This window comes from Roseomonas sp. KE2513 (assembly GCF_016107305.1).
Classification (GTDB): Bacteria; Pseudomonadota; Alphaproteobacteria; order Acetobacterales; family Acetobacteraceae; genus Roseomonas.
The window spans coordinates 1-24,105 of the sequence record NZ_RCVR01000003.1; the positions used below are offsets into that span (position 1 = coordinate 1).

The 24,105-nt window shown below is 74.1% G+C and carries 20 protein-coding genes; 7 read left to right on the forward strand and 13 right to left on the reverse strand.

The genetic code is table 11. From position 1 onward, the window contains the following. A partial coding sequence (locus tag D9599_RS03790) for a DUF2332 family protein (RefSeq protein ID WP_198379909.1) occupies positions 1-445 on the forward strand: 445 nt, incomplete at its 5' end. 285 nt (positions 446-730) lie between these two features. Here D9599_RS03790 and D9599_RS03795 read toward each other — a convergent pair. Then, entirely contained in the window at positions 731-1,975 is a 1,245-nt protein-coding gene (locus D9599_RS03795) for an MFS transporter (RefSeq protein WP_198379910.1), read from the reverse strand. A 22-nt stretch (positions 1,976-1,997) separates the two neighbouring features. Next, positions 1,998-6,701 (reverse strand): NAD-glutamate dehydrogenase domain-containing protein, encoded by a 4,704-nt coding sequence (locus D9599_RS03800; protein WP_198379911.1) that lies wholly within the window; start codon positions 6,699-6,701, stop codon positions 1,998-2,000. 227 nt (positions 6,702-6,928) lie between these two features. Between D9599_RS03800 and D9599_RS03805 the strand changes: the two genes are divergently transcribed. Beyond that, on the forward strand, positions 6,929-8,155 hold the full coding sequence (locus tag D9599_RS03805) for a cupin domain-containing protein (RefSeq protein WP_198379912.1): 1,227 nt from the start codon (positions 6,929-6,931) through the stop codon (positions 8,153-8,155). Continuing rightward, positions 8,152-8,847: an OmpA family protein gene (locus D9599_RS03810; protein WP_198379913.1), complete on the forward strand. Its 696-nt coding sequence runs from the start codon at positions 8,152-8,154 to the stop codon at positions 8,845-8,847. Before D9599_RS03805 ends, D9599_RS03810 begins: the two co-directional genes overlap by 4 nt. A gap of 322 nt (positions 8,848-9,169) precedes the next feature. Here D9599_RS03810 and D9599_RS03815 read toward each other — a convergent pair whose 3' ends face one another. Together D9599_RS03815 and accD are read right to left on the reverse strand one after the other, a co-directional pair. After that, positions 9,170-10,480: a folylpolyglutamate synthase/dihydrofolate synthase family protein gene (locus tag D9599_RS03815; protein ID WP_198380133.1), complete on the reverse strand. Its 1,311-nt coding sequence runs from the start codon at positions 10,478-10,480 to the stop codon at positions 9,170-9,172. 120 nt (positions 10,481-10,600) lie between these two features. Then, complete coding sequence (gene accD, locus D9599_RS03820) at positions 10,601-11,512, reverse strand: acetyl-CoA carboxylase, carboxyltransferase subunit beta (protein WP_043832639.1); 912 nt, start codon at positions 11,510-11,512, stop codon at positions 10,601-10,603. A gap of 250 nt (positions 11,513-11,762) precedes the next feature. Between accD and D9599_RS03825 the strand changes: the two genes are divergently transcribed. From D9599_RS03825 to D9599_RS03835, 3 genes are read left to right on the forward strand one after another with little or no spacing between them, the layout of a single operon-like run. Further along, the gene (locus D9599_RS03825) at positions 11,763-12,707 is read left to right on the forward strand and encodes a DnaJ C-terminal domain-containing protein (protein WP_198379914.1); all 945 of its coding nucleotides are present in this window, start codon (positions 11,763-11,765) and stop codon (positions 12,705-12,707) included. Then, on the forward strand, positions 12,704-13,000 hold the full coding sequence (locus D9599_RS03830) for a chaperone modulator CbpM (RefSeq protein ID WP_198379915.1): 297 nt from the start codon (positions 12,704-12,706) through the stop codon (positions 12,998-13,000). The genes D9599_RS03825 and D9599_RS03830 overlap by 4 nt, the downstream gene beginning before the upstream one ends. Further along, the gene (locus D9599_RS03835; RefSeq protein WP_198379916.1) at positions 12,990-13,907 is read left to right on the forward strand and encodes a PAS domain S-box protein; all 918 of its coding nucleotides are present in this window, start codon (positions 12,990-12,992) and stop codon (positions 13,905-13,907) included. Before D9599_RS03830 ends, D9599_RS03835 begins: the two co-directional genes overlap by 11 nt. A 228-nt stretch (positions 13,908-14,135) precedes the next feature. Here D9599_RS03835 and D9599_RS03840 read toward each other — a convergent pair whose 3' ends face one another. The 9 genes from D9599_RS03840 to D9599_RS03880 all read right to left on the reverse strand — a co-directional run bounded on the left by D9599_RS03840 (position 14,136) and on the right by D9599_RS03880 (position 22,632). Next, positions 14,136-14,450: a hypothetical protein gene (locus D9599_RS03840; RefSeq protein ID WP_198379917.1), complete on the reverse strand. Its 315-nt coding sequence runs from the start codon at positions 14,448-14,450 to the stop codon at positions 14,136-14,138. Continuing rightward, positions 14,450-15,463, reverse strand: coding sequence for a TAXI family TRAP transporter solute-binding subunit (locus tag D9599_RS03845; protein ID WP_232480119.1), 1,014 nt, complete (start codon positions 15,461-15,463; stop codon positions 14,450-14,452). Before D9599_RS03845 ends, D9599_RS03840 begins: the two co-directional genes overlap by 1 nt. Beyond that, positions 15,460-17,187, reverse strand: a complete 1,728-nt coding sequence (locus tag D9599_RS32105; protein WP_198379918.1) for a hypothetical protein — start codon at positions 17,185-17,187, stop codon at positions 15,460-15,462. Before D9599_RS32105 ends, D9599_RS03845 begins: the two co-directional genes overlap by 4 nt. A 205-nt stretch (positions 17,188-17,392) precedes the next feature. Beyond that, positions 17,393-18,259 (reverse strand): tryptophan synthase subunit alpha, encoded by an 867-nt coding sequence (trpA, locus tag D9599_RS03855; RefSeq protein ID WP_309228529.1) that lies wholly within the window; start codon positions 18,257-18,259, stop codon positions 17,393-17,395. Further along, complete coding sequence (trpB, locus tag D9599_RS03860) at positions 18,256-19,473, reverse strand: tryptophan synthase subunit beta (RefSeq protein ID WP_198380136.1); 1,218 nt, start codon at positions 19,471-19,473, stop codon at positions 18,256-18,258. The genes trpA and trpB overlap by 4 nt, the downstream gene beginning before the upstream one ends. 62 nt (positions 19,474-19,535) lie before the next feature. Continuing rightward, positions 19,536-20,447, reverse strand: coding sequence for an EamA family transporter (locus D9599_RS03865; RefSeq protein WP_198379919.1), 912 nt, complete (start codon positions 20,445-20,447; stop codon positions 19,536-19,538). Next, the gene (locus D9599_RS03870) at positions 20,444-21,127 is read right to left on the reverse strand and encodes a phosphoribosylanthranilate isomerase (protein WP_198379920.1); all 684 of its coding nucleotides are present in this window, start codon (positions 21,125-21,127) and stop codon (positions 20,444-20,446) included. Before D9599_RS03870 ends, D9599_RS03865 begins: the two co-directional genes overlap by 4 nt. 10 nt (positions 21,128-21,137) lie before the next feature. Further along, complete coding sequence (pyrF, locus tag D9599_RS03875; RefSeq protein WP_198379921.1) at positions 21,138-21,845, reverse strand: orotidine-5'-phosphate decarboxylase; 708 nt, start codon at positions 21,843-21,845, stop codon at positions 21,138-21,140. Positions 21,846-21,969: 124 nt separating this feature from the next. Continuing rightward, a complete protein-coding gene (locus D9599_RS03880) occupies positions 21,970-22,632 on the reverse strand; it encodes an FMN-binding negative transcriptional regulator (RefSeq protein ID WP_198379922.1) in 663 nt (220 codons plus the stop codon). Here D9599_RS03880 and D9599_RS03885 point away from each other — a divergent pair. After that, entirely contained in the window at positions 22,631-24,079 is a 1,449-nt protein-coding gene (locus tag D9599_RS03885) for a hypothetical protein (RefSeq protein ID WP_198379923.1), read from the forward strand. The two genes, D9599_RS03880 and D9599_RS03885, sit on opposite strands and share 2 nt — an antisense overlap. The last annotated feature ends 26 nt before the right edge of the window (positions 24,080-24,105 follow it).

Here is a 24,105-nt window from a genome sequence, read left to right on the forward strand (position 1 = left end):
AGACCGCGAACGCCTCCTCGCCTATGTCTGGCCCGACCAGGCCGACCGGCTCGCCCGCGTCGAAGCCGCCATCGACCTCGCCGCCGCCGACGCGCCGAGGATCGAGCGCGCCGACGCCGCGGTATGGGCCGAGAAAACGCTCGACCCGCAGGACGGCGAGGAAGGGGTGGCGCGCGTCCTCATGCACGCCGTCGCCCTCCAATACGCGCCCGAGGAAGCCGTGGCCTGGCTGGCCGCCCATGCGGCACGCGTCGGCGCCGGCGCGACGGAACGCTCACCCTTCGCCTGGCTGCGCTTCGAGGCCGACCCCACCTTCGACGAGCGCGGCAGCCTGCGCCTCACGCTCTGGCCCGGCGGGAAGGAACGCGTCCTCGCTCTCGGCGACACCCATGCGGAAGCATTGGAATGGCAGGCTTCCGCTGATAGGGCGGAGCCTTCGTTCTGACCTGCCGGCGCTGATGACCCCGGGGAGAGGAAGAAGGAATTCTTCCTCTCCCCGGACCCCTCACCATCATCTTTTTCTTCAGGCTTGAAAGGCTCTGCGGCCGGTGCGCCTCGGGTCGTGGACCCGAGGCGACGACACGCGCAAGAAGGGCACCACAAGAAGCGCCCCCCGGTCACCGCATTTGCGACAGCCAGATGGGGATCCAAGGGCCTCAGGCCCTTGGCGGGCGAGGTCTGGAGAGGGCAGAGCCCTCTCCAGAGTCACCAGCACCGGCAAACCTGCGCTCTACCGACGCTCCCGCACCCCCAGCAGCAGCACCGCCCCCAGCGCCATGAAGCCCGTCGTTGTCGCCATGCCCAGCCGCTGGCTGCCGCTCGCCTGCGTCACCGTCGCCAGCACCAACGGCCCCAGGAACCCCGTGATCCGCCCCGACAGCGCGAAGAGCCCAAAATGCGCCGCCATCTCCTCCGCCGGCGCCAGCCGCGCCATCAGCGTGCGCGATGCCGCCTGCGCCGGCCCGAAGAACAGCCCCAGCACCAGTGCCAACGCCCAGAAGGCCGAGGCGCTCTCCACGAGCACGAGCGCGAGGCCGATCACCACGAGGGCCGCGAGCGAGAGCAGCACCATCCGCTTCGACCCCACGCGGTCCTCCACCAGCCCGCCCAGCGCCGCGCCGATGCCGGCAGAGACATTCATCGCGATCCCGAAGATCAGCACCTCCTGGAAGCTCATCCCGTGCACCCCGGCGGCGAAGATCGCCCCAAAGGCAAACAGGGTGTTCAGCCCGTCCGTGTAGAACAGCCGCGCGACGAGGAAGCGCAGCATGTCCGGCCGCGCCGGCAGCCCGCGCAGCACATCGCGCAACTCCCGCAGCCCCGCCCGCGCGGCGGCGGCCCAGCCGGGCCTTGCCCCCGGCGCGTCCCGCACCGCCGCGATCACCGGCCAGCCGAAGACCAGCATCCAGGCCGCCACGAAGACCGCCGTTGCCCGGATCGTCTCGCCCGAGGCCTTGTCCAGCCCGAAGGGCGCCGGATCGGGCCGGATCAGCCCGAAGAGGCACAGCACGAGGCAGCACAGCCCCCCCGCATAGCCCAGTCCCCAGGCCAGCCCCGAGACGCGCCCGATGCGCGCGGGCACCGTCACGTCCGGCAGCATCGCGTTGTAGAAGACCGTCCCCACCTCGAAGGCCACCGTCGCCAGCCCCACGCAAGCCAGCGCGTAGAAGGCCCATTCCGCCTCCGGCCGCGCGAACCAGATCGCCCCCGTGAAAACGGCCGTTGCCGTGGTGCAGAGCGCCAGCATCAGCCGCCGCCGCCCGCCCGCATCCGCCACTGCCCCCAGCACCGGCGAGAGGAAGGCGATGCCCAGCCCCGCCACTGTCTGCATCCACCCCCACATCGCCTGCCCCGAGACCGGATCGGGCGCGACCGCCTGCGCGAACCAGGTCGCGATCACGAAGGTGGTCACCACCGTGGGAAAGGCGCTGTTCGCCCAGTCGTAGAGCGACCAGGCGAGTTCCCGACGCGTCATCGGCGGCCCGCAGGAAGGGCGCTCACGCCCGCTCCAGCGCGCGCAGCGCGACCGAAACCGCCGAGAGTTCCCCAAGCCCTGCCGCCTCCCGCGCCAGGCGCACCGCCTCCAACGGCGGCGCCACCGGCTGCCCGGCCAGCGCCGCGCGCGCCAGCCGCGCCTGGAACGCGCCCAGATCCTCCAGCAGCGCCGCCCTCGCACGCGGACCGAAGGCCCCCGGCGCCGGGGCCGCCACCGCCGCCGACCGCAGCGCCTCCAGCCCGAAGTCGCGCCCCGCCGCGTTCCAGGCCGCCGCGGCCCGCTCAGGGTCCACCCCGGCCCCCGCCGCCAGCCGCACGATCCCGATCGCGGCCGAGAGCGGCCCCGCCCCCGCCACCAGCCGCGCCGCCCCCTCCGGAAGGAAGGAATCGCGGGGCACCGGCACGGCGGCGATCAGCGCCTCCACCCCCGGCCGCAGCAGCGCCTCGGCTTCCTCCAGCGGCGCCGTGTCGCCCAGCAGCGCCCGCGCCGCGTCCTCATGCAGCCGTCGCAAGGTCAGCAGCGCCGCGCGCCGCGCCTCGGGCGGCAGCGGCGCAGCGTCGAGCGAATCCTCGGCCGCCCCGATCCCGAAGAGCCGGTCCGCCAACCAGGCCGCCCGCGCGACCGCGGCCCCGTCCGCCTCCGCCGCCAGCCGCGACACCCCCGCCGGCCCCAGCCGGTTGGCCGCCGCATTCGCCAGCATCGTCGCGACAAGGTTCCGCCTGAGACGGTGCCCCTCGATCAGCGCCGGAAAGTGCTCCTGTAGCGGATGCGGGAAATAGCCGCGCAGCAAGGGCAGGAAGGCTGGGTCATCCGCCAGCGCGCCCTCCTCCACCGCATCCGTCAGCCACAGCTTGGCCACCGGCAGCAGCGCCGCGATCTCCGGCCGCGTCAGCGCATCCCCCGCCCCGATCCGCTCCGCCATCCGGGCGGCCGAGGGCAGGCCAAGAACCGCCCGGTCCAGCAACCCCGCCCCTTCCAGCCGCGTCATCAGCGCCGCCTGCGCCGGCAGCGCCTCCGCCCCCGCCGCCCGCTCGAGCGACAGCGCGCCGAACTGCGCGGCGTTGTCCGCCAGCACCAGCGCGGCCACCTCGTCGGTCATCGATTCCAGCAGGTCGTCGCGCTGCCGCCGCGTCAGCGCTCCGCCGCGCTCGGCTTCCGCCAGCAGGATCTTGATGTTCACCTCGTGGTCGGAGGTGCTGACGCCCGCCGAGTTGTCCAGCGCGTCCGTGTCGATCGCAACGCCATTGCGCGCCGCCTCGATCCTTCCTGCCTGCGTCACGGCAAGGTTCGCGCCCTCGCCCACCACGCGCGCGCGGATCTCCCCGCCATCGATGCGCAGCGCGTCGTTCGCGCGATCCCCGGCCTCCGCCTGGCTTTCGGCGGCCGCCTTCACATAGGTCCCGATCCCCCCGAAGTAGAGAAGATCCACCTCCGCCCTCAGGATAGCCCGCATCACGACGGCGGGCTCCGGCCGCTCCTCCTCGATGCCCAGCAGCGCCCGCGCCTGCGGCGAGAGCGGGATGAAGCGCGCGTTGCGCGGGAACACGCCCCCGCCCTCGCTCACCAGCCGCACGTCGTAATCCGCCCAGGAGGAACGCGGCAGCGCGAAGAGCCGCGCCCGCTCCTCGAAGGAGGTCTCGGGATCCGGGTCGGGGTCGATGAAGATGTGCCGGTGGTCGAAGGCCGCGACCAACCTCGTCTTGCGCGAGATCAGCAGCCCGTTGCCGAACACGTCGCCGGACATGTCGCCCACGCCCGCGCAGGTGAAGGGCTCCGCCTGGATGTCGCGCCCCATCTCCGCGAAGTGCCGCGCGATCATCACCCAGGCACCCTTGGCGGTGATCCCCATCTCCTTGTGGTCGTATCCCGCCGATCCGCCGGAGGCGAAGGCATCCCCCAGCCAGAACCCGTACTCAGCCGACAACCCGTTCGCGATGTCGGAGAAGGTCGCCGTCCCCTTGTCCGCGGCCGCGACGATGTAGGGATCGTCCCCATCCCGCCGCACCACGCGATCGGGCGGCACCACGGACCCGTCCGTTCCGTAGTTGTCCGTCACGTCCAGCATCGCCCGGATCAGCGTCCTGTAGGCCGCGATCCCCGCCGCCATGAAGGCCTCGCGGTCCGAGGCCGGCGGCACGTTCCCCTTGAGGATGAAGCCGCCCTTCGCGCCCGTCGGCACGATAATCACGTTCTTCAGCCGCTGCGCCTTCATCAGCCCGAGGATCTCCGTCCGGAAATCCTCCCGCCGGTCGGACCAGCGAATGCCGCCGCGCGCGACGGGCCCGGCGCGCAGGTGGCACCCCTCCATATGCGTCGCCGAGACGAAGATCTCCCGCCAGGGCCGCGGGTCCGGCATCTCGCCCGCGCGCCCGCTCTCGATTTTCAGCGAGAGGTAGCTCTTCCCCTGGAAGTAGTTCGTCCGCACCACCGCATCGAGCGCGACCCGCAGCCGCGAGAGGATGCGGTCCGTGTCCGGATCCGCGATCCCCTCCATCAGCGCCGCCCATTCCGCGACGGCCTTCGCCTCATCCGCCGCGCGGTCCGCCGCGTCCGGATCGAAGCGCGCCCTGAACAGCGCGACGAGAATCCGCGCCGCCTCCGGCACCGCCGCCAGCGCCCCCTCCACCGCCGGCTGCGGGAAGGCGAAGCCCACCTGCTTGCACCAGCGGAACACCGCCCGCAGCAGCCAGGCCTCCCGCCAGGTGATCCCCGCCCGCAGCGCCAGACGATTGAAGCCATCGACCTCGGCCCGCCCCTCCAGCAATGCGGAGAGCGCGTCCAGCAGCTCGTCGAAGCGGTCCTCGGCGGCCTCCATCCCCGCTTCCAGCATGAACAGGTGCAGCACCACCGGCCCCGCGCCCGCAGGGGACAGCCGCCACGGCTGCTCCTCGATCGCCCGCAGATCGAGGCTCTCGAACAGCGGCAGCGCGTCCGCCAGCGGCAGCGGCCCGCCCGGTGCGGCCAGCCGCAGCGCCAGACGCCGCGGCCCCTCGCCGGGAATGCGCGACGCGCTCGCCACCGGCCGCCCGGCCGCCAGCGCCGTCTCGGCCAGCCGCAGGTCCGCCACCGCCTGCGCCGCCGTCATGTCCTCCGCGTAGGCGGGCGGGAAGGCTTCCGCCCAGCGCGCCGCCAGACGTGCCCCCTCGGCCTCCCCGGCCGCCTCCGCCAGCGCCTCGCCCAGCGCTTCCGGGAAGCGCCGCGCGGCCTGCACCACAGCCCGCTCCAGCACCGCCGGATCGGGCGAGAGGGCCGTGCCGGGATCGGTGCCGATTACGTAATGAATCCGCGCCAGCGGCGTGTCGCCGATCGCGATGTAAAAGGCCGAGAGCCGCCCGCCGAAGGCTGAAGCCAGCAGCCGCCCCACCCGCTCGCGCGTACGCGTGTCGAAGACCTCTCGCGGGAACCACACGATGGCCGAGACGAAGCGCCCGAAAGGGTCGCGCCGCAGCACCAGCGCCGGGCGCGGCCGGATCGCGAGGTCCAGCGCCCGCCGCGCGCCCGCGAGGATCTCCCCCTCCTCTGCCTGGAACAGCTCGTCCCGCGGCCAGGTGTCGAGGATCGACCCGAAGGCCCGCGCGTCGTGGCTGTCCGGCGCCGCGCCCGAGGCCGCCAGCACCCGCCGCACCTTCGGCGCCAGCCAGGGGATGGAGCGCGGGTTGCGGTTATAGGCCGTCGCCGCGAACAACCCCATGAACAGCCGCAGCCCCACCACGGTGCCGTCCGCGCCGAAGATGCGCGTGGCCACCACGTCCGCGTGGCTCGGCCGGTGCACCAGCAGCCGCAGGTTCGCCTTGGCCACCGCCAGGGCCACGGGCTGCGTCAGCGCCGCCCGCACCGGCCCCGTCACGGCGGAGAGGTCGCGCAGCGCATCGAAGAGCGGCACCGATTCGTCCCGCAGCAGCCCGAGCCCGTCCTCCACCGTCACCGGTCCGCCCGGCGGCATCCGCAGCACCCGGTGCCCGAGGAAGACGAAGTTGTCCTCGGCCAGCCAGCGCAGGAAAGCAACCGCCTCCGCGCCCTCCGGCGCGGCCGAGATCTCCAGCTCCGCCGTCACCAGCCGCTCAAGCATCGGCGCGAAGTCGCCGACCGCCAGCCGCACCTCGTCCAGCGCCTGGCGCAGCAGCGCCTCCACCGCCGGCCAGTCCGCCGGCACCGCCCGGCCGGGGCCGGCGGGCGCGATCTCGATCCGCATGACGCTCTCGTTGCAGCCCCCGGGCGGCCCACCCGGCTCGGCCGGCCCGATCGCCTGCACCCGCCCCGCCGGGTCCCGCCGCACCGAGAGAACCGGGTGCAGCAACCGCCGCACCCCTCGCCCCCCGCGCGTGAGCGCGGCCAGCGCGCTCTCCACCAGGAAGGGCATGTCCTCGCTCGCGATCTCCGCGACCGCCCCGCCGCGCCCATCAGACCGCGGCGGCGTCAGCCGCAGCGCCGCCGTCCCCGGCCGCCGCCCGTCGATCACGGAGAACAGCGAGGCCGCCTCGGCCGCCAGGTCCTCGGGCGCGAGGCCCGCCAACTCCTCCAGCGGGATCGCCGCGCCGAGGCCGCGCAGCAGTTCGGCGGCCGCCGGCGGCAGGCCCGGCGCCATCCGCCCGAGCGCCGCCACCGCCTCCGCCAGAAGGGCCGCGCGCATTCCCTCCTCCCCCTCCGGGCCCGGGCTCCCGCCGGACGGTCCGGGCTGGCTTGCCGGTCTCAGGTCGTCGGGCATGCGCTCTCTCCTCCTGGCGGCCAGAAGGTCGGCCGCCCGGCCGCGCGGCGCAAGCCACCGTTGCGAGGCACAAGCGAGCCGGCCACGAGGCGCAATCGCGCCCGCCCGCGAGCCGCAGTCGCGGCCGCTGAGAGCAGTGCGCCCGCGCCACGGAAGGCCGCTTCGTTCCGCGGCCCGCCCCCTCTCCCCTGGCCGCCCCGCCGCGTTCCGCCTACCCTGCGCGTGCCATGGCCCTGACGCTCGCAGACCTCCTCGCGCCCATCGAACCCGCCCGGTTCTTCGCGGAGTTTCACGACCGCCAGCCGCTCCATGTGCGCGGCGGAGCATCGAAGTTCGCGAGCGTCCTCTCCTGGTCCGTCATCGACCGGCTGCTGAACCAGACCCACATCTGGACGGGTCAGTCCCTCAAGCTGCAGATGGACGGCCAGCCCGTCCCGCCCGAGGCCTACTGCCTCCGCGCCACCAGCCGCGACAACGCGCCGGTCATGCAGCCCGACGCCCGCCGCCTGCGCGAATGGGCCGCCAAGGGCGCCTCCTTCGTCCTCAACGACGTGGACAGCCTCACCCCGGGTCTCGCCAGCGTCTCGGAAGCGCTGGAGGAGGCCGGTCTCGGCCGCGCCCAGGCGAACGTCTACGTCTCCTTCCAGGCCCACAAGGCCTTCCCCGCGCATTTCGACACCCACGACGTCTGGGCCGTGCAGGTGGAGGGCGAGAAGACCTGGAACATCTGGTCTGGCCGCGCCGAGCACCCGATCCCCCACCCCGCCTTCCGCAGCCTCGGCCAGGCCCATCACGACCGCGCCAAGGGCGTCCTGCGGGAGAAGGTGCTGCTCAAGGCCGGCGACCTCCTCTACCTCCCCCGCGGCTGGTACCATGACGCCCTCGCCGAGGGCCCCGCCTCCGTCCACGTCGCCTACGGCGTGCATGCCCCCATCGGCCTCGACCTCGCCAACCTCCTCGTCGAGCGCGCGATCCAGGACCCGTCCTTCCGCCAGCCCCTGCCCCGCCAGGACGGCACGCCCGCCGCGCAATTCGCCCTCACCACCCGCGCCGCCCAGCTCGGCCAGCGCCTGGCCGAACTCGCGCGCGACCCGCAGGTCCTCCAGGTGCTGGCCCGCCACGTCGCGGAAGCCCGCTACCACCGGGGCGGCGTCAATCTCCTCGCCGCCCGCGGCCTCGAACCCGACCGCCCTGATCAAGCCTCGCCCGCCGACGGCACCTCCGGCTTCCGCGTCCTCGCCCCCGGCGTGAAGCCTGTCCGCCGTGGCGCCGACTGGGTGCTGAAAACCCCTGCCGCCACCCTTCCCCTCACCCCGCCGGAAGCCGAGGCCGCCAACTGGCTCCTCGCCCGGCGCGAGGTGGACGCGGCCAGCCTTCGCGCCGCCCACCCCGCCGTGGACGCCGAAGCCCTCCTCAGCCGCCTGACCGACGCCGGAGCACTCGCCGCCGCATGAGTCCCCTTCTCGCCGTCGCCCTCCTCCTCACCTTCGCCAAGCCCATCCTTCCTGGCGCCGCCCAGGCCCAGCCCGCCCACCAGCCCGCCTTCGCCTGCGTCGGCGCCGAGGCGCTGGAGGACGACGTCTTCGACATCCCCTTCCCCGCCGGCCGCGACCGCCTGACGGAAGCCGCCCGCACCAACCTCAACGCCGCCATCGCCCTCCTCAAGGCCGAGCCGGACCGCAACGCCTGCATCCTCGGCCACGCCCACCGGGAAGGCGGCCAGCAAACCAGCGTCCAGCTCGCCGCCACCCGCGCCCGCGCGGTGAAGGACGCCCTCCGCGCCGCCGGCCTGCCCGAAACCCGCCTCCGCTCCGAGGCGCGCGTGGCCGGCTTCAGCCGCACCACCGCCAACACGGTCGCCCGCAGCGTCTCCATCGTCGTGATGCCGGCCGTCGCCGCCCGCCCCGAACCTCTGCCGCGCCCGGCCGCTCCACCCTCGCCGCGCGAAATCACCCCGCCACCCCCGGCGCCGCCCGCCGAGCCACCGCCGCCGCGCGAGGCCACCCCGCCGCCTCCGGCCCCGCCAGCCGAGCCTCCGCCATCGCGCGAGGCAACCCCGCCACCCCCCGCCCCGCCCGCCCAGCCGCCGGCACGCGAGACCACCCCGCCACCGCCGGCCGAGCCGGCCGGGGCGAAACCGGACTAGGGCTGGCGCCGACGACTCCGGGGAGAGGAAGAAGGAATTCTTCCTCTCCCCAGACCCCCCACCATCATCTTCTTTTTCGGGTCGGGAATGCTCGGCGGTCGGTGCGCCTCGGGTCATGGATCCGAGGCGACGGCATGTTCAGGAGGGTTCCGCGATAGCCGAATGGAGATCCAAGGGCCTCAGGCCCTTGGCGGGTGAGGTCCGGAGAGGGCAGCGTCCTTTCCCGGACCACCAGGCGCCGCGCTGCGCTGCCTTAATCCGACTCGCGATACGCCGCGACAGACCCGGCACGCGGTGAACGTGTCAGGGCCTTGGCCGGCTCCTATTCCGGCAACGTCCCGTCGTCCTTCAGCACCTCTCCCGCGAGATAGAGGCTCCCGCAGACCAGCACCCGCCCCGGCACGGCGCCTCCTGTCACGGGCATCGCCGCCAGGGCATCCGCCACGCGCGGCCCCACCCGCGCCACCCCGCCCGAGGCCGCCACGATCTCCTCCGGCGAAACCGCCAGGTGCTGCCCCGGCTCCGCCACCGCCCAGACCGAATCCACGTGCGGCAGCAGCGGCGCCAGGAACTCCGCAATCGCCTTCGACCGCTTCATCCCCACCACAAGGTGCAGCGGCCGGTCCCCCCAGGCCGAGAGCTGCCCCGCCAGGGCCAGGCCCGCCCCGGGATTGTGCCCGCCATCCAGCCAGAGCTCCCAGCCCGCCGGCAGCGCCGCCGCCAACCGCCCATGAAGCCGCTGCAACCGCGCGGGCCAGGTCGCGCCCGCGACACCCGCGGCGATCGCCGCCTCCGTCAGCCAATCAGGTCCCCAGGCCCGCAGCGCCGCCACCGCGATCCCCGCGTTGTCCGCCTGATGCGGCCCGGGCAGCCCCGGCGGCGGCAAGGCGAGCACCCCGCCCGCATCACTCCAGTCGAGCCCGCCATCCGCCCGCCACGCGGTATCCCAGGCCGCGCCCCGCGCCAGCAGGGGCGCGCCCAGTCGCGCCGCCTCCGCCTCCAGCACCGCCATCGCCTCAGGCGCCTGCACCCCCGTCGCGACGGGCACGCCGGGCTTGATGATCCCCGCCTTCTCCCCCGCGATCGCCGCCAGCGTGTCGCCCAGGAAATCCGTGTGGTCCATCGAGATCGAGGCGATCGCGCAGGCCGCCGGCCGCTCCACCACGTTCGTCGCGTCGAAGCGCCCGCCCAGGCCCACCTCCAGCACCAGCAGGTCCGCCGGCACGCGGCTGAACAGCAGGAAGGCAACGGCCGTCGTGATCTCGAAGACGGTGATCGGCAGCCCCGCATTGGCGGCCTCCACCTCCTCCAGCGCGGCGGCCAGTACCTTCTCCTCCACCAGACGTCCGGCGAGGCGGATCCGCTCGTGGAAGCGCACCAGGTGCGGGGAGGTATAGGCGTGCACCCGCTGCCCCGCCGCCTCCGCCACCGCGCGCAGGAAGGCGCAGGTGCTGCCCTTCCCGTTCGTCCCGGCCACGTGCACCACGGGCGGCAGCCGCCGCTCCGGATTGCCCAGCGCATCGAGGCAGCGCTGCAACCGGCCAAGGCTGAGGTCGATCAGCTTCGGGTGCAGCCCGTGCAGCCGGTCGATGATCAACTCGGACCGCCCGGCGGGGACATCCTCCCCGGGCATCACCTGCAACCCCGCCGGCGCCCCCCAGGGGGTCGCGGGAACACTGCCCTTATCGGCCATGGCCGCCCATCCGTTCCAAGCCCCGGCCCATTCTCGGCCGGGCGCGTGCCAGCCCGGCCGCTACTCCGCCGCCGGGGCGGGCGCGGGCGCCGCGGCCTCGGCCACCTCCGCCTCGGCCAACCGCTCCGGCGGGCGCAGAAAGCCGATCAGCCGGGACAGCATCCCCCGCATCTCGCCCCGCGGCACCACCATGTCGAGGATGCCGTGCTCCAGCAGGTACTCCGCCCGCTGGAAACCCTCGGGCAGCTTCTCGCGCACCGTCTGCTCGATCACCCGCGCGCCCGCAAAGCCGATCAACGCGCCGGGCTCGGCAATCTGCACGTCGCCCAGCATCGCGAAGCTCGCCGTCACGCCGCCCGTGGTGGGGTCGCAGAGCACGGTGATGAAGGGCAGCCCCGCCTCCTTCACCATGCGCGTCGCGATCACCGTGCGCGGCATCTGCATGAGCGACACCGCGCCTTCCTGCATCCGCGCCCCGCCCGAGGCGGTGAAGACCACCAGCGGCGCGTCCTGCAGCACGGCCAGCCGCGCGGCGGTCACGATCCCCTCGCCCACGCCCGCGCCCATGGAGCCGCCCATGAAGGAGAACTCGAAGGCCGCCACGACGGCCGGCCGCCCCTCGATCGCCCCGTGCGCGACCGCGATCGCATCGTCCATGCCGGTCTTCTGCTGCGCCTCCCGCAGCCGGTCGCCGTAGCGCCGCTGGTCACGGAAACGGAGCGGGTCGGCCGGCGCCCGCGGCAGCTCGATCCGCGCCCAGCCAGGATCGAGCGTGTAGTCCAGCCGCTGCTGCGCCGAGATCCGCATGTGGTGCCCGCATTTCGGGCACACGTGCAGGCTCCGCTCGAGATCCTGGTGGAACACCATCTCCCCGCAATGCGGGCACTTGATCCAGAGGTTCTCGGGCACGTCGCGCTTGGCCCCGAACAGCGTCTGTATCTTGGGCAGCGCCCAGTCGGAGATCCAGTTCATCCCTGCCCCATGCCCTGCCCAGACCCCGCCTTCAACCCCGCGGACCAGCCTCCGCCCTGGCGGCCCACCGGCCGGCGGGAGGTAGTCGCGTCGGCCCGTCCGGCGCAAGGGCCGTTGGGGAGAGAGCATGATCCGGCAGGTACTACGGCCCCGGGCGGGGCTCCGCCTCCCCGGGCCACAGCGCCAGCCCCTGAAAACCTATCCTCCCAACCCCTGGACCAATGCCCCGTTCCCGGCGTTATCTCCGCGCATGGCGTCCCCCGATCCCTACGAAATCCTGGGCGTGAGTCGGACGGCCGACACGGACACCATCCGCAAGGCCTTCCGCAAGATCGCCAAGACGAACCACCCCGACCTGAACCCCGGCGACAAGGCCGCGGAGGAGCGGTTCAAGGCTGCCAACGCCGCCAACGACCTTCTCTCCGACCCCGAGCGGCGCGCCCGCTACGACCGCGGCGAGATCGACGGCACCGGCCAGGAGGTCCCGCCCCGCGGCTACTACCGCGACGCGGCCGAGGGCGCGCAGGGCACGCGCTACCGCCCGCGCGATCCCTTCGCCGGCATGGGCGGCGGAACAGCAGGCGCGGCCAGCTTTGACCCGGACGACCTCGAGGACATCCTCGGCATGTTCCGCCAACGCGAGAGCGGCCCCCGCCGTGGCCGGGACGCGCATTACCAGCTCTCCGTGGACTTCCTCGACGCCGTGAACGGCGCCACCCGGCGCCTCACCCTGCCCGACGGACGCGACCTCGATGTCCGCATCCCGCCGGGCCTCGAGGACGGCCAGGTCCTGCGCCTGCGCGGCCGCGGCCTGCCGGGCATCCAGGGCGCGCCCGACGGAGACGCCCTGATCGAGGTCACCGTCCGCGCCCATCCCTTCTTCCAGCGCGCCGGCCGCGACCTGCGGATGGAGGTGCCCGTCACCCTCCGGGAGGCCGTGCTCGGCGCCCGCATCGCCGTGCCCACCCCGCGCGGCGAGGTGATGCTGACCGTCCCGCCCCGGGCCGAGGCCGGCACCCTCCTGCGCCTGCGCGGCCGCGGCGTCGCGGAGGCGGGCGGCACCCAAGCGGGCGACCTCCTCGTCACGCTCCGCCTCGTCCTCGGCCCCGTGGACGACAAGCTGGAAGCCCTCCTGCGCGACTGGTCGCCCCCCGCCGGGGAGGACCCGCGGGCCGAGATGCGGAGGCGCGCATGACCGGCATCGACGCCGTCCTCATCCAGATCCGCGGCCTGGAGGAAACCCGCCTCCGTGCCTGGATCGCCGAGGGATGGGTCCGCCCCGCGCAGGAGAGCGGCCAGCCCGTCTTCGAGGAGATCGACCTCGCTCGCTGCCGCCTCATCCTCGAGTTGCAGGAGGAGCTGGAGGTGAACGACGCCGCCATGCCCGTCGTCCTCCACCTGCTCGACCGCCTGCACGCCACCCGCCGCCAGCTCCGGCGCCTGGCCGAGGCGCTGGACCGCGCGAGGGGCGCCCCCGATGCCTCCTGAGACCGCGCCCGGCGCCCCGGACCTCGCCGGCAGCGTCGGCGCCCTCAGCGCCGCCATCCTGGGCGCCGCCCTCGACCTGGCGGGCCTCGCCGCCCTTATCACCGACGCCCCGCTCGACTCGCCCGGCCCCACCATCCGCTACGCCAACGCCCATTTCGAGGCGATCACCGGCTACCGCGCCGCCGAGCTGATCGGCCACTCCCCCCGCATCCTCCAGGGTCCCCGCACCGACCGCGCCGAACTCGACCGCCTGCGCCGCGCGCTCGAGACCGAGCGCGCCTTCACCGGTGCCACGATCAACTACCGCAAGAACGGCACGTCCTATACCAACGAGTGGATCGTCGGCCCCGTCCTTGGTCCCGCGGGGGAGCTGACGCACTGGTTCTCCGTCCAGCGCGACGCGGGCACCGACCCGCACCCCCGCCCCGCCGCCGACCTGCTTCGCCCCCGCATCACCTCCATGCTCGAAACACTGCGGGCCATCGCCACCCGCACCCTCGTCGCGCCCGAGGACGGCCGCGTCTTCACCGACCGGCTCGCAGCCCTCGGCCGCGCCCAGGCCGCCGCCGGACCAGAGGGCACGGGCCTGGAAACCCTCCTCCGCGGCGAAGCCGCCGCCACCACGCTGCAAGGCCCGCCCGTCACCCTCCGCTCGGGGACCGCGGAACCCCTCGCCCTCGCCCTGCACGAACTCGCCGCCGGCGCGAACCACCCCACCGTCACCTGGCGGATCGAGGAAACCCCCGAACGCCGCCTCCACCTCGAATGGCGCGACCACCCTGCCCCCGCCGCCAGCGGCTGGCCCCTGATCGAGAAAGTGCTCCGCTTCGCCCTCGGCGCCGAAACCCGCCTGCACCGGGACGCGGAGGGGCTGCTCTGTACCATCGAGCTTCCTCTGGGCGGGTGATGCGGACCTGGAGAGGGCCCTGCCCTCTCCAGACCTCTCCCGCCAGGAGCCTGAGGTCCCTGGACCCCCATCTGGCTGTCGCGAAGCCTTCCTGAACGTGTCGTCGCCTCGGGTCATCGACCCGAGGCGCACCGACCACTCAGTATCTCCAACAGATAGAAAAAGATGAGAGGGGGTCCGGGGGAGAGAATTCCTTCTCTCCCCCGGCGCCACCAGCCCCGGCCCGCCCTATCGCATGCAGATCCGCGCCCGCGTCGCGTCGCTCTCCCAGCAGGCCGGGTCCGCCTCGCTCCGGACATAGACCCCGGGAAGGCTCACATTGCGCGGCCCGAGGTTCACGAAGGCCGAGGCCCGCCCCGGTTCCTCCACGTTCAGGAGGAAGGTCGGCTTGCCCGGCGCGCTGATCCGGAAGCTCCCCGCCCGGTCCGTCGGCTGGAAGTCGCAGGGGTAGGTGCCGTCGTCGGTCGTCGTGCAGCGCGCCGGCCGCGCCTCCGCCGACAGGGGCAGGAGGAGGATCGCGACCGTCAGGACCCCACCCCGCATCAGTAGCGCCGCCGGGGCCTCGCGGCCGGGGCGGGCTGGGCGGGGTCGAAGCGCACCCAGCCCGGCACCTGCGCCTGGAGGTTCACCTCGCGCCATTTCGGGTGCCGCGGCGGCACGAGGAAGCGGTCGAACTTCGTGGTGAAGGCATCGACGAAGGCGGCGACCTTGCGGTGCCGCTCTGTCCCCGGCGTCCAGCCATAAACGGCCATGACGGCGCCCACCGCCAGCGTGTCCACGGCCTCCTCGCCCGTGATCAGCCCCGGATACTGCGCGCGGAGAAGCTGCGCGGGCAGGTAGGTCTCCATCAGCGCGGGCGTCATCGGCAGGGGCAGGAAGCGCAGCCCCGAATCAGCCGAAAGCCCGGAGAAGAGCCGCGCCGGCTTGCCCGTCACATAGACCAGCGCCGCGATCTCCCCGCGCTTCAGCCGCTCGAGCGCGACATCCTGCGGGTCGTTCACCAGCGTCGCCGCGATCCCCATCCCCTCGAGGATGAGGGAGGCCGTCATCGCTGTCCCGCTGCCCGCGACATCCACGTTCACGCGCTTGCCCGCCAGGTCCTCCACCCGCGCGATCCCGGCGCCGGCAAGGACATGCACCTCCTCGTCGTAGAGCTTCGCGATATACTGGATCACCGACCCCGCGCCCGGCACCAGCCGCCGGCTGCGCACGAAGGCGAGCACGTCGGACTGCACGATCCCGACATCGACGCCGCGCAGGAACATGATATCAGTCAGGTTCTGCACGGAGCCGCGCCCGATAATCGGCAGCACCCGCAGCCGGTCCCCATCGTCGAGCACCGCCGCGAGGTCCGCCGCGATCCGCACATAGGTGCCGTCCACCCCGCCCGAGATCACGCCGATCGTCCCGGCATTCGCCCGCGCGCCCATGTCGCCCGGCGCCTCGCGCGCGCCCTGGGCCGAGGCCGTCCGCAGCGCCGGCAGGGCCAGCGCCCCCGCCAGCAGCAGCCGGCGTCCCCGATTTATCGCGCTGCCTGTCACGCGCCCCCCGCTCAAGGCGCGCGCCCCTCGACCGAGGCCAGGCGGTGCACCAGCCCCCGCGCCTCCGGATCGCCCAACGCTACCCCGCGCCGGTACCAGGTCGCCGCCATGGCCGGATCGCCGCGCAGGCCCCGCACCTGCAGGGCCGCCAGCTCCTCAGGGTCGTAGCTGCGGCCCATCGCCGTCGCCGCCGCCCCGCTGCCGGCCGCCGCCGCCCGCTCGTAGAGCAGCCGCGCCGCCGAGACATCCCCGATCGCCATCATCGCATCCCCCCGTCGCACCAGCGCCGCCAGCATCTCCGGCGCCACCGGCCCGGGCGGCGGGCGCGGCGCCGCAACGGCCGAAGGCATCGCCGCCAGCCCGAGCAGCGATGGCTCGGGCAACGGCGGCTCCGCCAGTCCCGCCACCGGACCAGCGACGGGCGCCTCCTCGGGCACGGGCGCCGGCGCGGGCAGCGCCGGACCGGCCGGCGGCACCGGCAGCGCCGAGGCCAGCACCGGTCCCTCCGCCTCCTTCACAGGGTCCGCCGACGGCTGACCGGAAGCGGCGAGCTCGTCCGCCCTCTCGCCCGGCGAGGCCTCGGCATTCTCCGTCGCCGGACCCGGAGCCATGGCGGCCACCACGGGCGCCGGGGCCTCGACCGGCTCGGGCTCGGGTGCCGCGGCCGCCGTCACCGGCTGGCCCGGCGCCTCCCGAGGCGCGGGGGCAGGCGCAGGCGCAGGCGCGACTGTTCCGGCATCCGGACCAACCGAGGCCACCGGCGGCGTCGAGGGAGCACGCGGCGCCGCCCATCCGCCCGGCAGCGGAAGATGCCCCGTCCAGGCCGCGGCCCCGACGCCCGCCAGCAGCAGCACCGCGAGCGGCAGCGCCCAGCGCGCCATTCCCGGCCGCGACCCCGCGGCCGCCAGGACGACCGGGGGCACCGCCGCAGGGGGCCCCGCCTCCTCGGCCGGACCCGGCTCCGCCGCCGCGGCCACCGTCTCGTGAAAGCGGATCTCCGCCGGCCGTGCCCCGACCGCCTCCTCAACCGTCGCCTCCGGAGGATGGTTCCCGGCCGTCTCCGCCACCGGCACCTCCGCCAGGCGGATCTCCGCCGGCTGCGCGGCCAGCATCTCCGCCAGCCGGATCTCGGCCGGCTGTGCCGCCAGCGCTTCCGTCAGGCTGATCTCGGCCATCCCGTCGGCCGCCAGGCGGCTCTCCGCCACCGGGGCCGGCGCTTCCGGCATCCCGCTCCCCGGCGCTTTCCCAACCGGCACCTCCACCACCGGCACCGCCGCAACCGGCATCTCCGCAACCGGCATCTCCGCAACCGGCATCTCCGCAACAGGCGCCGCAGCGACGGGCGCCTGCACGGCCGGCATCTCCGACAGCAAGGCGCGCGCCCGCTCCAGCCACGCGCCGCCGCCCGGCCCAGGCCCGGCGGAGAAGGCGGCGTCGAGCAGCACCGTCAGCCGCCAGCGGTCCGCCTCGGAGAGGGAGAGATACACCACGGGCGGCACCGCCCCCGCGCCCCGCGCTCGATAGGCCGCCCGGAAGCGCGCCGCCGCCGCCGGCTGATCCTCCGGCGAGAGGTCGATCAGCGCGACGCCATGGGCGGGATGCAGCAGCGCGAAGCGCACCGCCATGGGCGGCCCGGAGGCATCTCCCGGCAGATAGGCGGGCGAGATGGCCTCGCCCCCCCAGGCGTCGAGGAAGCCCTCGACCTCATCCTCGGGGGATCGGGGAAAGGTCTGGATCATGGCCGTCCCTGGGCGAAGAAGGCAGGGTCCGCCATACGGCATCGTCCCCTTCCCTCCGGCGGCGGAACGTCCTGGCAACCCTGGCCGGAAGGGCGAACGCTGAACATGCTGAAGAAAAGCACAACCGCCACGGCCAGCCCATACCACAAGTTGAGGAGCAGAAGCCTTACTGCGCCCGCGGAGGCCCCGCACTCAGCACGCGCACTCAGCCTTGGCGCGCCCCACGAACTCCCTCAGCCAGCGCCCGCACCCCGTCCAGCACCGCCCGCACCGTACCCGACGTCGCGCGCCCCGCCTCGTCGAGCGTCCCCGCCAGGATCTCGATGAGGGAGGAGGCCACCACTGCCCCGTCCGCCACCCGCACCGCATCCGCCGCCTGGGCGGGGGTGCGCACCCCAAAGCCGATCGCGATCGGCAGGTCGGTCGCCGCCCGCACGATCGGGATCGCCTTCTCCAGGTCCTGCACCTCGGCCGAGCGCGTGCCCGTGATCCCGGTGATCGCCACGTAGTAGATGAACCCCCCCGCGCCATCGAGCACGGCCGGCAGCCGTCCCTGCAAGGAGGTCGGCGCCACCAGGCGGATCATGTCGAGGCCCTGCGCGTAGGGCCGCAGCTCCTCCGCCTCCTCGGGCGGCATGTCCACCACGATCAGCCCGTCCACCCCGCTCTCGCGCGCGTCGCAGCAGAAGCGCTCTGGCCCGTAGGCGAGGATGGGATTGAGGTAGCCCATCAGCACGAGTGGCGTCTCGTCATCGTCGCGGCGGAAGTCGCGCACCATGGCCAGCGCGCCCGCCAGCGTGCCGCCCGCCTTGAGAGCCCGCTGCCCCGCCTTCTGCACGGTCGGCCCGTCAGCCGCCGGATCGGTGAAGGGCACGCCGATCTCGATCAGGTCCGCCCCCGCGCCGGGCATGCCCCGCAGGATCGCCATGCTCGTCGCGGGATCGGGGTCATAGGCCTCCAGGAAGGGCATCAGGGCCCCGCGCCCCTCCGCCCGCAGCGTCGCGAAGCGCGCCGCGATCCGCCCCGTCCTGCCCCGCGCCGGCGCCTGCGCCTCGGCCACCGCCGCGCTCACAGCGCCTCACCCAGGTGATGCGCCACCGTGAAGATGTCCTTGTCCCCGCGCCCGGAGAGGTTGAGCACGATGATCTCGTCCTTGCCCATGGTCGGCGCCCGCTTGATCACCTCGGCCAGCCCGTGCGCGCTCTCCAGCGCGGGGATGATCCCCTCTAGCTTCGAGAGGAGGGTGAAGGCCGAGAGCGCCTCGTCATCGGACGCCGCCGTGTATTCCACGCGCCCGATCTCGTGCAGCCAGGAATGCTCCGGCCCGATGCCCGGATAATCCAGCCCCGCGGAGATGGAGTGCGCCTCCGTGATCTGCCCGTGCCGGTCCTGCAGCAGATAGGTCTTGTTCCCGTGCAGCACGCCGGGGCGCCCGCCGTTGATGGCCGCCGCGTGCTGCCCGCTCTCGATGCCGTGCCCGGCCGCTTCCACGCCCACCAGCTTCACCTCGGCGTCGTCGAGGAAGGGATGGAAGATCCCCATCGCCGAGGACCCGCCGCCGACGGCGCAGACCACCACGTCCGGCAGCCGGCCCTCGATCGCCAGGCACTGCTCCTTCGTCTCCTCGCCGATCACGCACTGGAAGTCGCGCACCATCTGCGGATAGGGCGCGGGCCCCGCCACGGTGCCGATGCAGTAGTAGGTGTCGTGCACGTTCGCGACCCAGTAGCGCAGCGCCTCGTTCATCGCGTCCTTCAGCGTCGCCGCGCCGGAGGTCACCGCGTTCACCTCGGCGCCGAGCAGCTTCATGCGGAACACGTTCGGCTTCTGCCGCTCCACGTCGGTCGCGCCCATGAAGACCGTGCAGGGCAGGTCGAACAGCGCGCAGGCGGTTGCGGTCGCCACCCCGTGCTGCCCCGCGCCGGTCTCCGCGATGATCCGCGTCTTGCCCATGCGCTTCGCCAGCATGATCTGTGCGAGCACTGCGTTGATCTTGTGCGCGCCCGTGTGGTTCAGCTCCTCGCGCTTGAGGTAGACGCGCGCGCCGCCGAGATGGTTCGTCAGCCGCTCCGCGAACCAGAGCGGCGAGGGCCGGCCCACATAGTCCTTCAGCAGCCGCCGCCACTCCTTGTCGAACTCGGGGTCCTTGCGGGCGGCGTCGTAGGCCTCCTGCACCTCCACGATGTTGGGCATCAGCGTCTCGGCCACGAAGCGGCCGCCGAAATCGCCGAAGCGGCCGCGGGGATCGGGCCCCTGGCGGAGGGAGTTGGGAAGCGGCGTCGGCAGTGGCTTGTTCACGGCGGGTTCTTTCCCGGTACGGGTTGGCCCGAAGAAGGGGGCGTGGGCTCTTAGCGCGAGGTGGGGGCTCGGTCACGTCCGCGCCACCCGGCCGCACCCAAAGGCCAACGCAGCGCCCCCACCGCCAGCCCCGCGATCACCAACCCCATCCCCGCCAGCCGCACCGCCCCGAAGCTCTCCCCCGTCACCAGCGCCGAGGAGGCGGCGCCGGTGATCGGCACCAGCAGCGCGAAGGGCGCAACCGTCGTGGCGGGATAGCGCGCCATGAGGAAGCCCCAGATCCCGTAGCCCACCAGCGTCGCCGGCACCGCGAGGTAGAGCACCGCCGCGATGCCCATGAGGTTGAGGTGGGCGAGCGCCCGGCCGACCGTCCCCGGCCCTTCGACCGCCAGCGACAACCCGAGAAGCGGCAGGATCGGCACCAGCCCCAACCAGGCCATCAGCGCGACCGGCCCGCCCGGCGAAGTTCCCGCGCCCCGCAGAAGCACGTTCCCCACCGCCCAGCTCGCTGCCCCCGCGAGGCAGAGCGCGAGGCCCAGCCCCGTCATCCCTCCACCGCCCGCCGTGCTGCCGATCAGCGCGAGGCCGGAGAAGGCCACCGCCATGCCCGCCAGCGCCCGCGCCGAGGGCCTCTCCCGCAGCACCGCCGCCGCGATCAGCGCGGTGAGGAAGGCCTGGGACTGCTGCGTCACCGATGCCAGGCCGGGCGGCATCCCCGCCGCCATCCCCGTGAACAGCAGCGCGAACTGCCCGAGGAAAAGGAACACGCCGATCGCCACCAGCCGCCCCGCCGAAATCCGCGGCCGCGGCAGCCACAGCACCGGCAGCGCCGCCACCAGGAAGCGCAGCGCCGCCATCAGCAGCGGCGGCAGCCCGGCCCGTAGCCCCAGCTCGATGACGACGAAGTTGAAGCCCCAGAGCGCCGTCGTCAGCAGGGCCAGCAGGACATGCGCGGGCCTCACCCGCCGCGCCCGGCGGCCTTGGCTCGCCCAGCGGCCTCGGCCCCGTGCGCCGCCCGGATGAAGGCCGCGATCCGCGCCGGGTCCTTCACCCCGCGCGACGCCTCGACCCCCGAGGAAACATCCACCCCGGGCGCGCCGGTCGCTCGCACCGCCTCGGCCACGTTCTCCGGCGTCAGCCCCCCCGCCAGCAGCCAGGGCCGCGGCACCTGGCGCCCGGCGAGCAGGGACCAGTCGAAGGCCGCCGCGTTCCCGCCGGGCAGCGCCGCCCCCGGCGCGGGCTTCGCGTCGAGCAGGAAACGGTCCACCACGGGGGCGTAGGCGTCCAGCAGCGCGACGTCCGCGTCGCTCGCGATCCCCAGCGCCTTCATCACCGGCCGGCCGAAGCGCGCCCGGAGCGCCGCGCAGCGCGCCGGCGTCTCCTCCCCGTGCAGTTGCAGCAGGTCGAGCGGCACGCTCTCCAGCACCGCGCCGATCCTCTCGTCCGAGGCATCGACGAAGAGCCCCACGCGCAGCGGCCCACCCTTCGCCGGCGCCTCCGCCAGCAGCGCCGCCGCCTGCTCCGCCGTCACCGCACGCGGCGAGGCCGGGAAGAAGACCAGCCCGATCATCTCGGCCCCGCCCGCGACGGCCGCGTCCAGCCCTGCCCGGTCCGAAAGGCCGCAGATCTTCACCGCCGCCACGGCCGCCTCCTCAGCCCTTGATCGAGGCCGCGATGGCCTCCGCCGCCGCCGCCGGATCGGCTGACCCGGTGATGGGCCGCCCGACCACCAGCCAGTCCGCCCCCGCCGCCACCGCGTCCTCGGGCGTCGCGATGCGGGACTGGTCGCCGGCCGCGCTGCCGGCGGGGCGGATGCCCGGCACCACCAGGAGCGGCCCCTCCCCCAGCGCGTCGCGGATGAGGGAGACCTCGCGCGGGGAGCAGACGAGCCCGTCTGCCCCGTTCTCCATCGCCATGCGCGCCAGCCGCAGCACCTGCTGCGGGGGCCCGCCCGAAACCCCCGTCGCCGCGAGGGCCGAGGCGTCCATGCTCGTCAGCACCGTCACCGCCAGGATCGCCGGGCGCCCGGCCCCGAACCCCTCCGCTGCCTCCCGCGCCGCGGCCACCATCGTCGGCCCGCCGCCCGCATGGATCGTCAGCATGGCCGGCTCCAGCGCGCAGGCCGAGCGCACGGCCCCCGCGACGGTATTCGGAATGTCGTGGAACTTGAGGTCGAGGAAAACGGGCCGGTGCCGCGCCACGCGGGCCACCGCCGCCGGCCCCTGCGCCACGAAGAACTCGAGGCCGAGCTTCAGGAGGCCGACATGCGGCGCCAGCACCGCGCCGAGAGCCTCGGCCCGCTCGGCGCTGTCTGTATCCAGCGCCGCGATCAGCCCCGCACGGTTCGGTCGCTGGATCATGGGGGTCCTCCTGTCCGGCCATCCTTACCCGCGGGTCCGGCGTCGCGGCAGGCAGGGGCCCGCATGGCGCCCATGCCCCGCGGCGTGCCCGTCGCGCCCCGCGGCGTGCCCGCCCTGCGGTGGGTCAGCCGCGGCCCATCGCCTCCGCCACCGCCCGGTCGCGCGGGTCGGCGCTCGCGGCGAGGCCCTCGCGCACGCCCTCGCGGTCCGGTGCCGAGCGGTTCTGCGAGAGCTTGCGCTTGCCCAGCACCCGCTCGGCCAGGAGGCGGATGCCGACAATCCCTTTCAGCTGCGCCTCGGTGAAAGGGGCCGGCGCGTCCGAGACCGCCCAGGGCTCCGCCCGTCCCGCCTCGTGCCGCCCCGTCAGGCGGGTGACGGCGTCGAGCAGCCGGGCCGGGTCCTCGAAGACCTCGACCGCGCCCTCCACCGTTACCGCCTCGTAGTTCCAGGTGGGCACCACCCGCCCGTGCTCCGCCTTGGAGGGGTAGAAGCCCGGCGAGACATAGGCCTCGGCCCCCATGAAGACCGCGAGCGCCCGCGGCACCGCGGCCAGCGCCCGCCAGTGCGGGTTGGCGCGCGCGAGATGGCCGAGGAGGTAGTCGCCGTCCAGCACGAGCGGCAGCGGCGTCACCATCGGCACGCCATCCGGCCCGTTGCTGGTCAGCAGCGCGAGGCGCGAGGCCGCGATAAGGCCGTGCAACACCGCCGGGTCCTCCTCGCGGAAGGCTGGGGGAATGTAGAGGGCGGGGGCTGTGGCCGCGGTGCTCCTGTGGCAACCATCGCTCATGCTCCGACCTCCTGCCCTTCTCCGCGACCGGCGCGTGCCGGCAGCGGTCCTGCTCGTACTGCTGACGCTGCTCTATGTGCTCGCCTATCTGGACGAACCGGCCATGCCCGGCAACGACACGCCCGAGGGCTGGTGGGGCTGGTGGGACCAGGGGCACTACCTCGCCTCCGCCAGGGGCTTCGCGGAAGGCGATCTCCTCTCCGCCCGGCACTGGTACCCGATGGGCTACGCCCTGCTCGGCGCCCCCTTCGCCCGGTGGCTGCCGGACCATCCCTTCTTTCCCGTGAACCTCGCGGCGCTGCTGGTGACGGGCCTCGCCTTTCTCGGCTTCGCGGGGCGCGTCGGGGTGGGCGCCTGGACGGCGGCGGCGCTCTTCCTCGGCAGCGCGGCGGCGGACAGCCTGCTGCTCCGCTGCTGGACGGTGCCCTGGAATACCTCCCCGGCTAGCGCGGCGCTCTGGGTGCTGCTGATGCTGGCGGCGGGGCACATGGCGGGGCGCCGGATGCCGCTGGCCATCGGGGCCGTGGCGGCCCTCGTCGGGCTGTTCCGGCCGAGCGACATGCTGCCCGCGCTCATCATCCTCGCCGGGGTGGCCTTGCATGAGGCTTGGGCGCGGCGGGCGCTGCCGTGGCGGACGGTGGCCGGGGTGGCGGCGGGGGGCCTCGTCGTCGCGGCGGCGGGGCTCGGGCTGCACCTCGTCGTCCACGGGGCGGGGCCCTCGCCCTACATGCAGTGGTCAGGGAAGGTCGGGCTCTCCTTCCACGCCTTCGGGTGGAAGGCCTTCACGCTGCTCGTCGCGCCCCAGCCCTGGTGGGGGGATGGGCAGGGGCTGATGGCGCGGTACCCCTGGGTCGGGCTTGCGCTGATCCTGCTGCCCTTCGCGGTGACGCGGGGGGCGGTGCTGGCGGTGCTGGCGGCGGCCATGCTCGCGCATCTCGCCTTCTACACGGCCTATGTGGACCTGCTGCCGACGGGGCTCTGGCGCTACCTCAACCTCCATTATTTCAAGTGGATGATGCCGGGCTTCGCGCTGCTGGCCTGGGTGGGGCTGGTGCAGGCGGTGCGGTGGCGGGGCGGATGGGCTCTGCCGGCGGCCTCGGCGGCGATCCTGCTGGTGCTCTCGGTGCGGATCATGCCGGCGGCCGCGCGGGGGGAGGCGGCCTGGCGGGGGCTGCAGGTGGCCGGGCCGGTGCCGGGGATGGCCGAGAGCTACTTCGACATGAGCGTCGTGCACCGGGACGCGGCGGGGGAGCTTCGCAACGTGCTGGACATGCGGCTCTGGCCGGTGCCGCAGGGGGTGCGGGTGCTGGCGCTGCGGCGGGATTTCGTGCCGCCGGTGGAGGGGCTGGCGGCGGGGGCGGTGCCGCTGGTTTCGCGGGTGAGCCTGGGCTGGCCTTGCTGGTTGCCGGGGCGGCCAGGGGTTTGCGTGCGTTTGGGCGGAAGGTGAGCGCGCGGGGGTTGCCCCCCGCGCGG

Coding starts and splice junctions, on each gene's coding strand:
- D9599_RS03795 (WP_198379910.1), bottom strand. CDS start 1,975: ATGACGCGTCGGGAACTCGCCTGGTCGCTCTACGACTGGGCGAACAGC.
- D9599_RS03800 (WP_198379911.1), bottom strand. CDS start 6,701: ATGCCCGACGACCTGAGACCGGCAAGCCAGCCCGGACCGTCCGGCGGG.
- D9599_RS03805 (WP_198379912.1), top strand. CDS start 6,929: ATGGCCCTGACGCTCGCAGACCTCCTCGCGCCCATCGAACCCGCCCGG.
- D9599_RS03810 (WP_198379913.1), top strand. CDS start 8,152: ATGAGTCCCCTTCTCGCCGTCGCCCTCCTCCTCACCTTCGCCAAGCCC.
- D9599_RS03815 (WP_198380133.1), bottom strand. CDS start 10,480: ATGCCCGGGGAGGATGTCCCCGCCGGGCGGTCCGAGTTGATCATCGAC.
- accD (WP_043832639.1), bottom strand. CDS start 11,512: ATGAACTGGATCTCCGACTGGGCGCTGCCCAAGATACAGACGCTGTTC.
- D9599_RS03825 (WP_198379914.1), top strand. CDS start 11,763: ATGGCGTCCCCCGATCCCTACGAAATCCTGGGCGTGAGTCGGACGGCC.
- D9599_RS03830 (WP_198379915.1), top strand. CDS start 12,704: ATGACCGGCATCGACGCCGTCCTCATCCAGATCCGCGGCCTGGAGGAA.
- D9599_RS03835 (WP_198379916.1), top strand. CDS start 12,990: ATGCCTCCTGAGACCGCGCCCGGCGCCCCGGACCTCGCCGGCAGCGTC.
- D9599_RS03840 (WP_198379917.1), bottom strand. CDS start 14,450: ATGCGGGGTGGGGTCCTGACGGTCGCGATCCTCCTCCTGCCCCTGTCG.
- D9599_RS32105 (WP_198379918.1), bottom strand. CDS start 17,187: ATGATCCAGACCTTTCCCCGATCCCCCGAGGATGAGGTCGAGGGCTTC.
- pyrF (WP_198379921.1), bottom strand. CDS start 21,845: ATGATCCAGCGACCGAACCGTGCGGGGCTGATCGCGGCGCTGGATACA.
- D9599_RS03885 (WP_198379923.1), top strand. CDS start 22,631: ATGCTCCGACCTCCTGCCCTTCTCCGCGACCGGCGCGTGCCGGCAGCG.
- D9599_RS03880 (WP_198379922.1), bottom strand. CDS start 22,632: ATGAGCGATGGTTGCCACAGGAGCACCGCGGCCACAGCCCCCGCCCTC.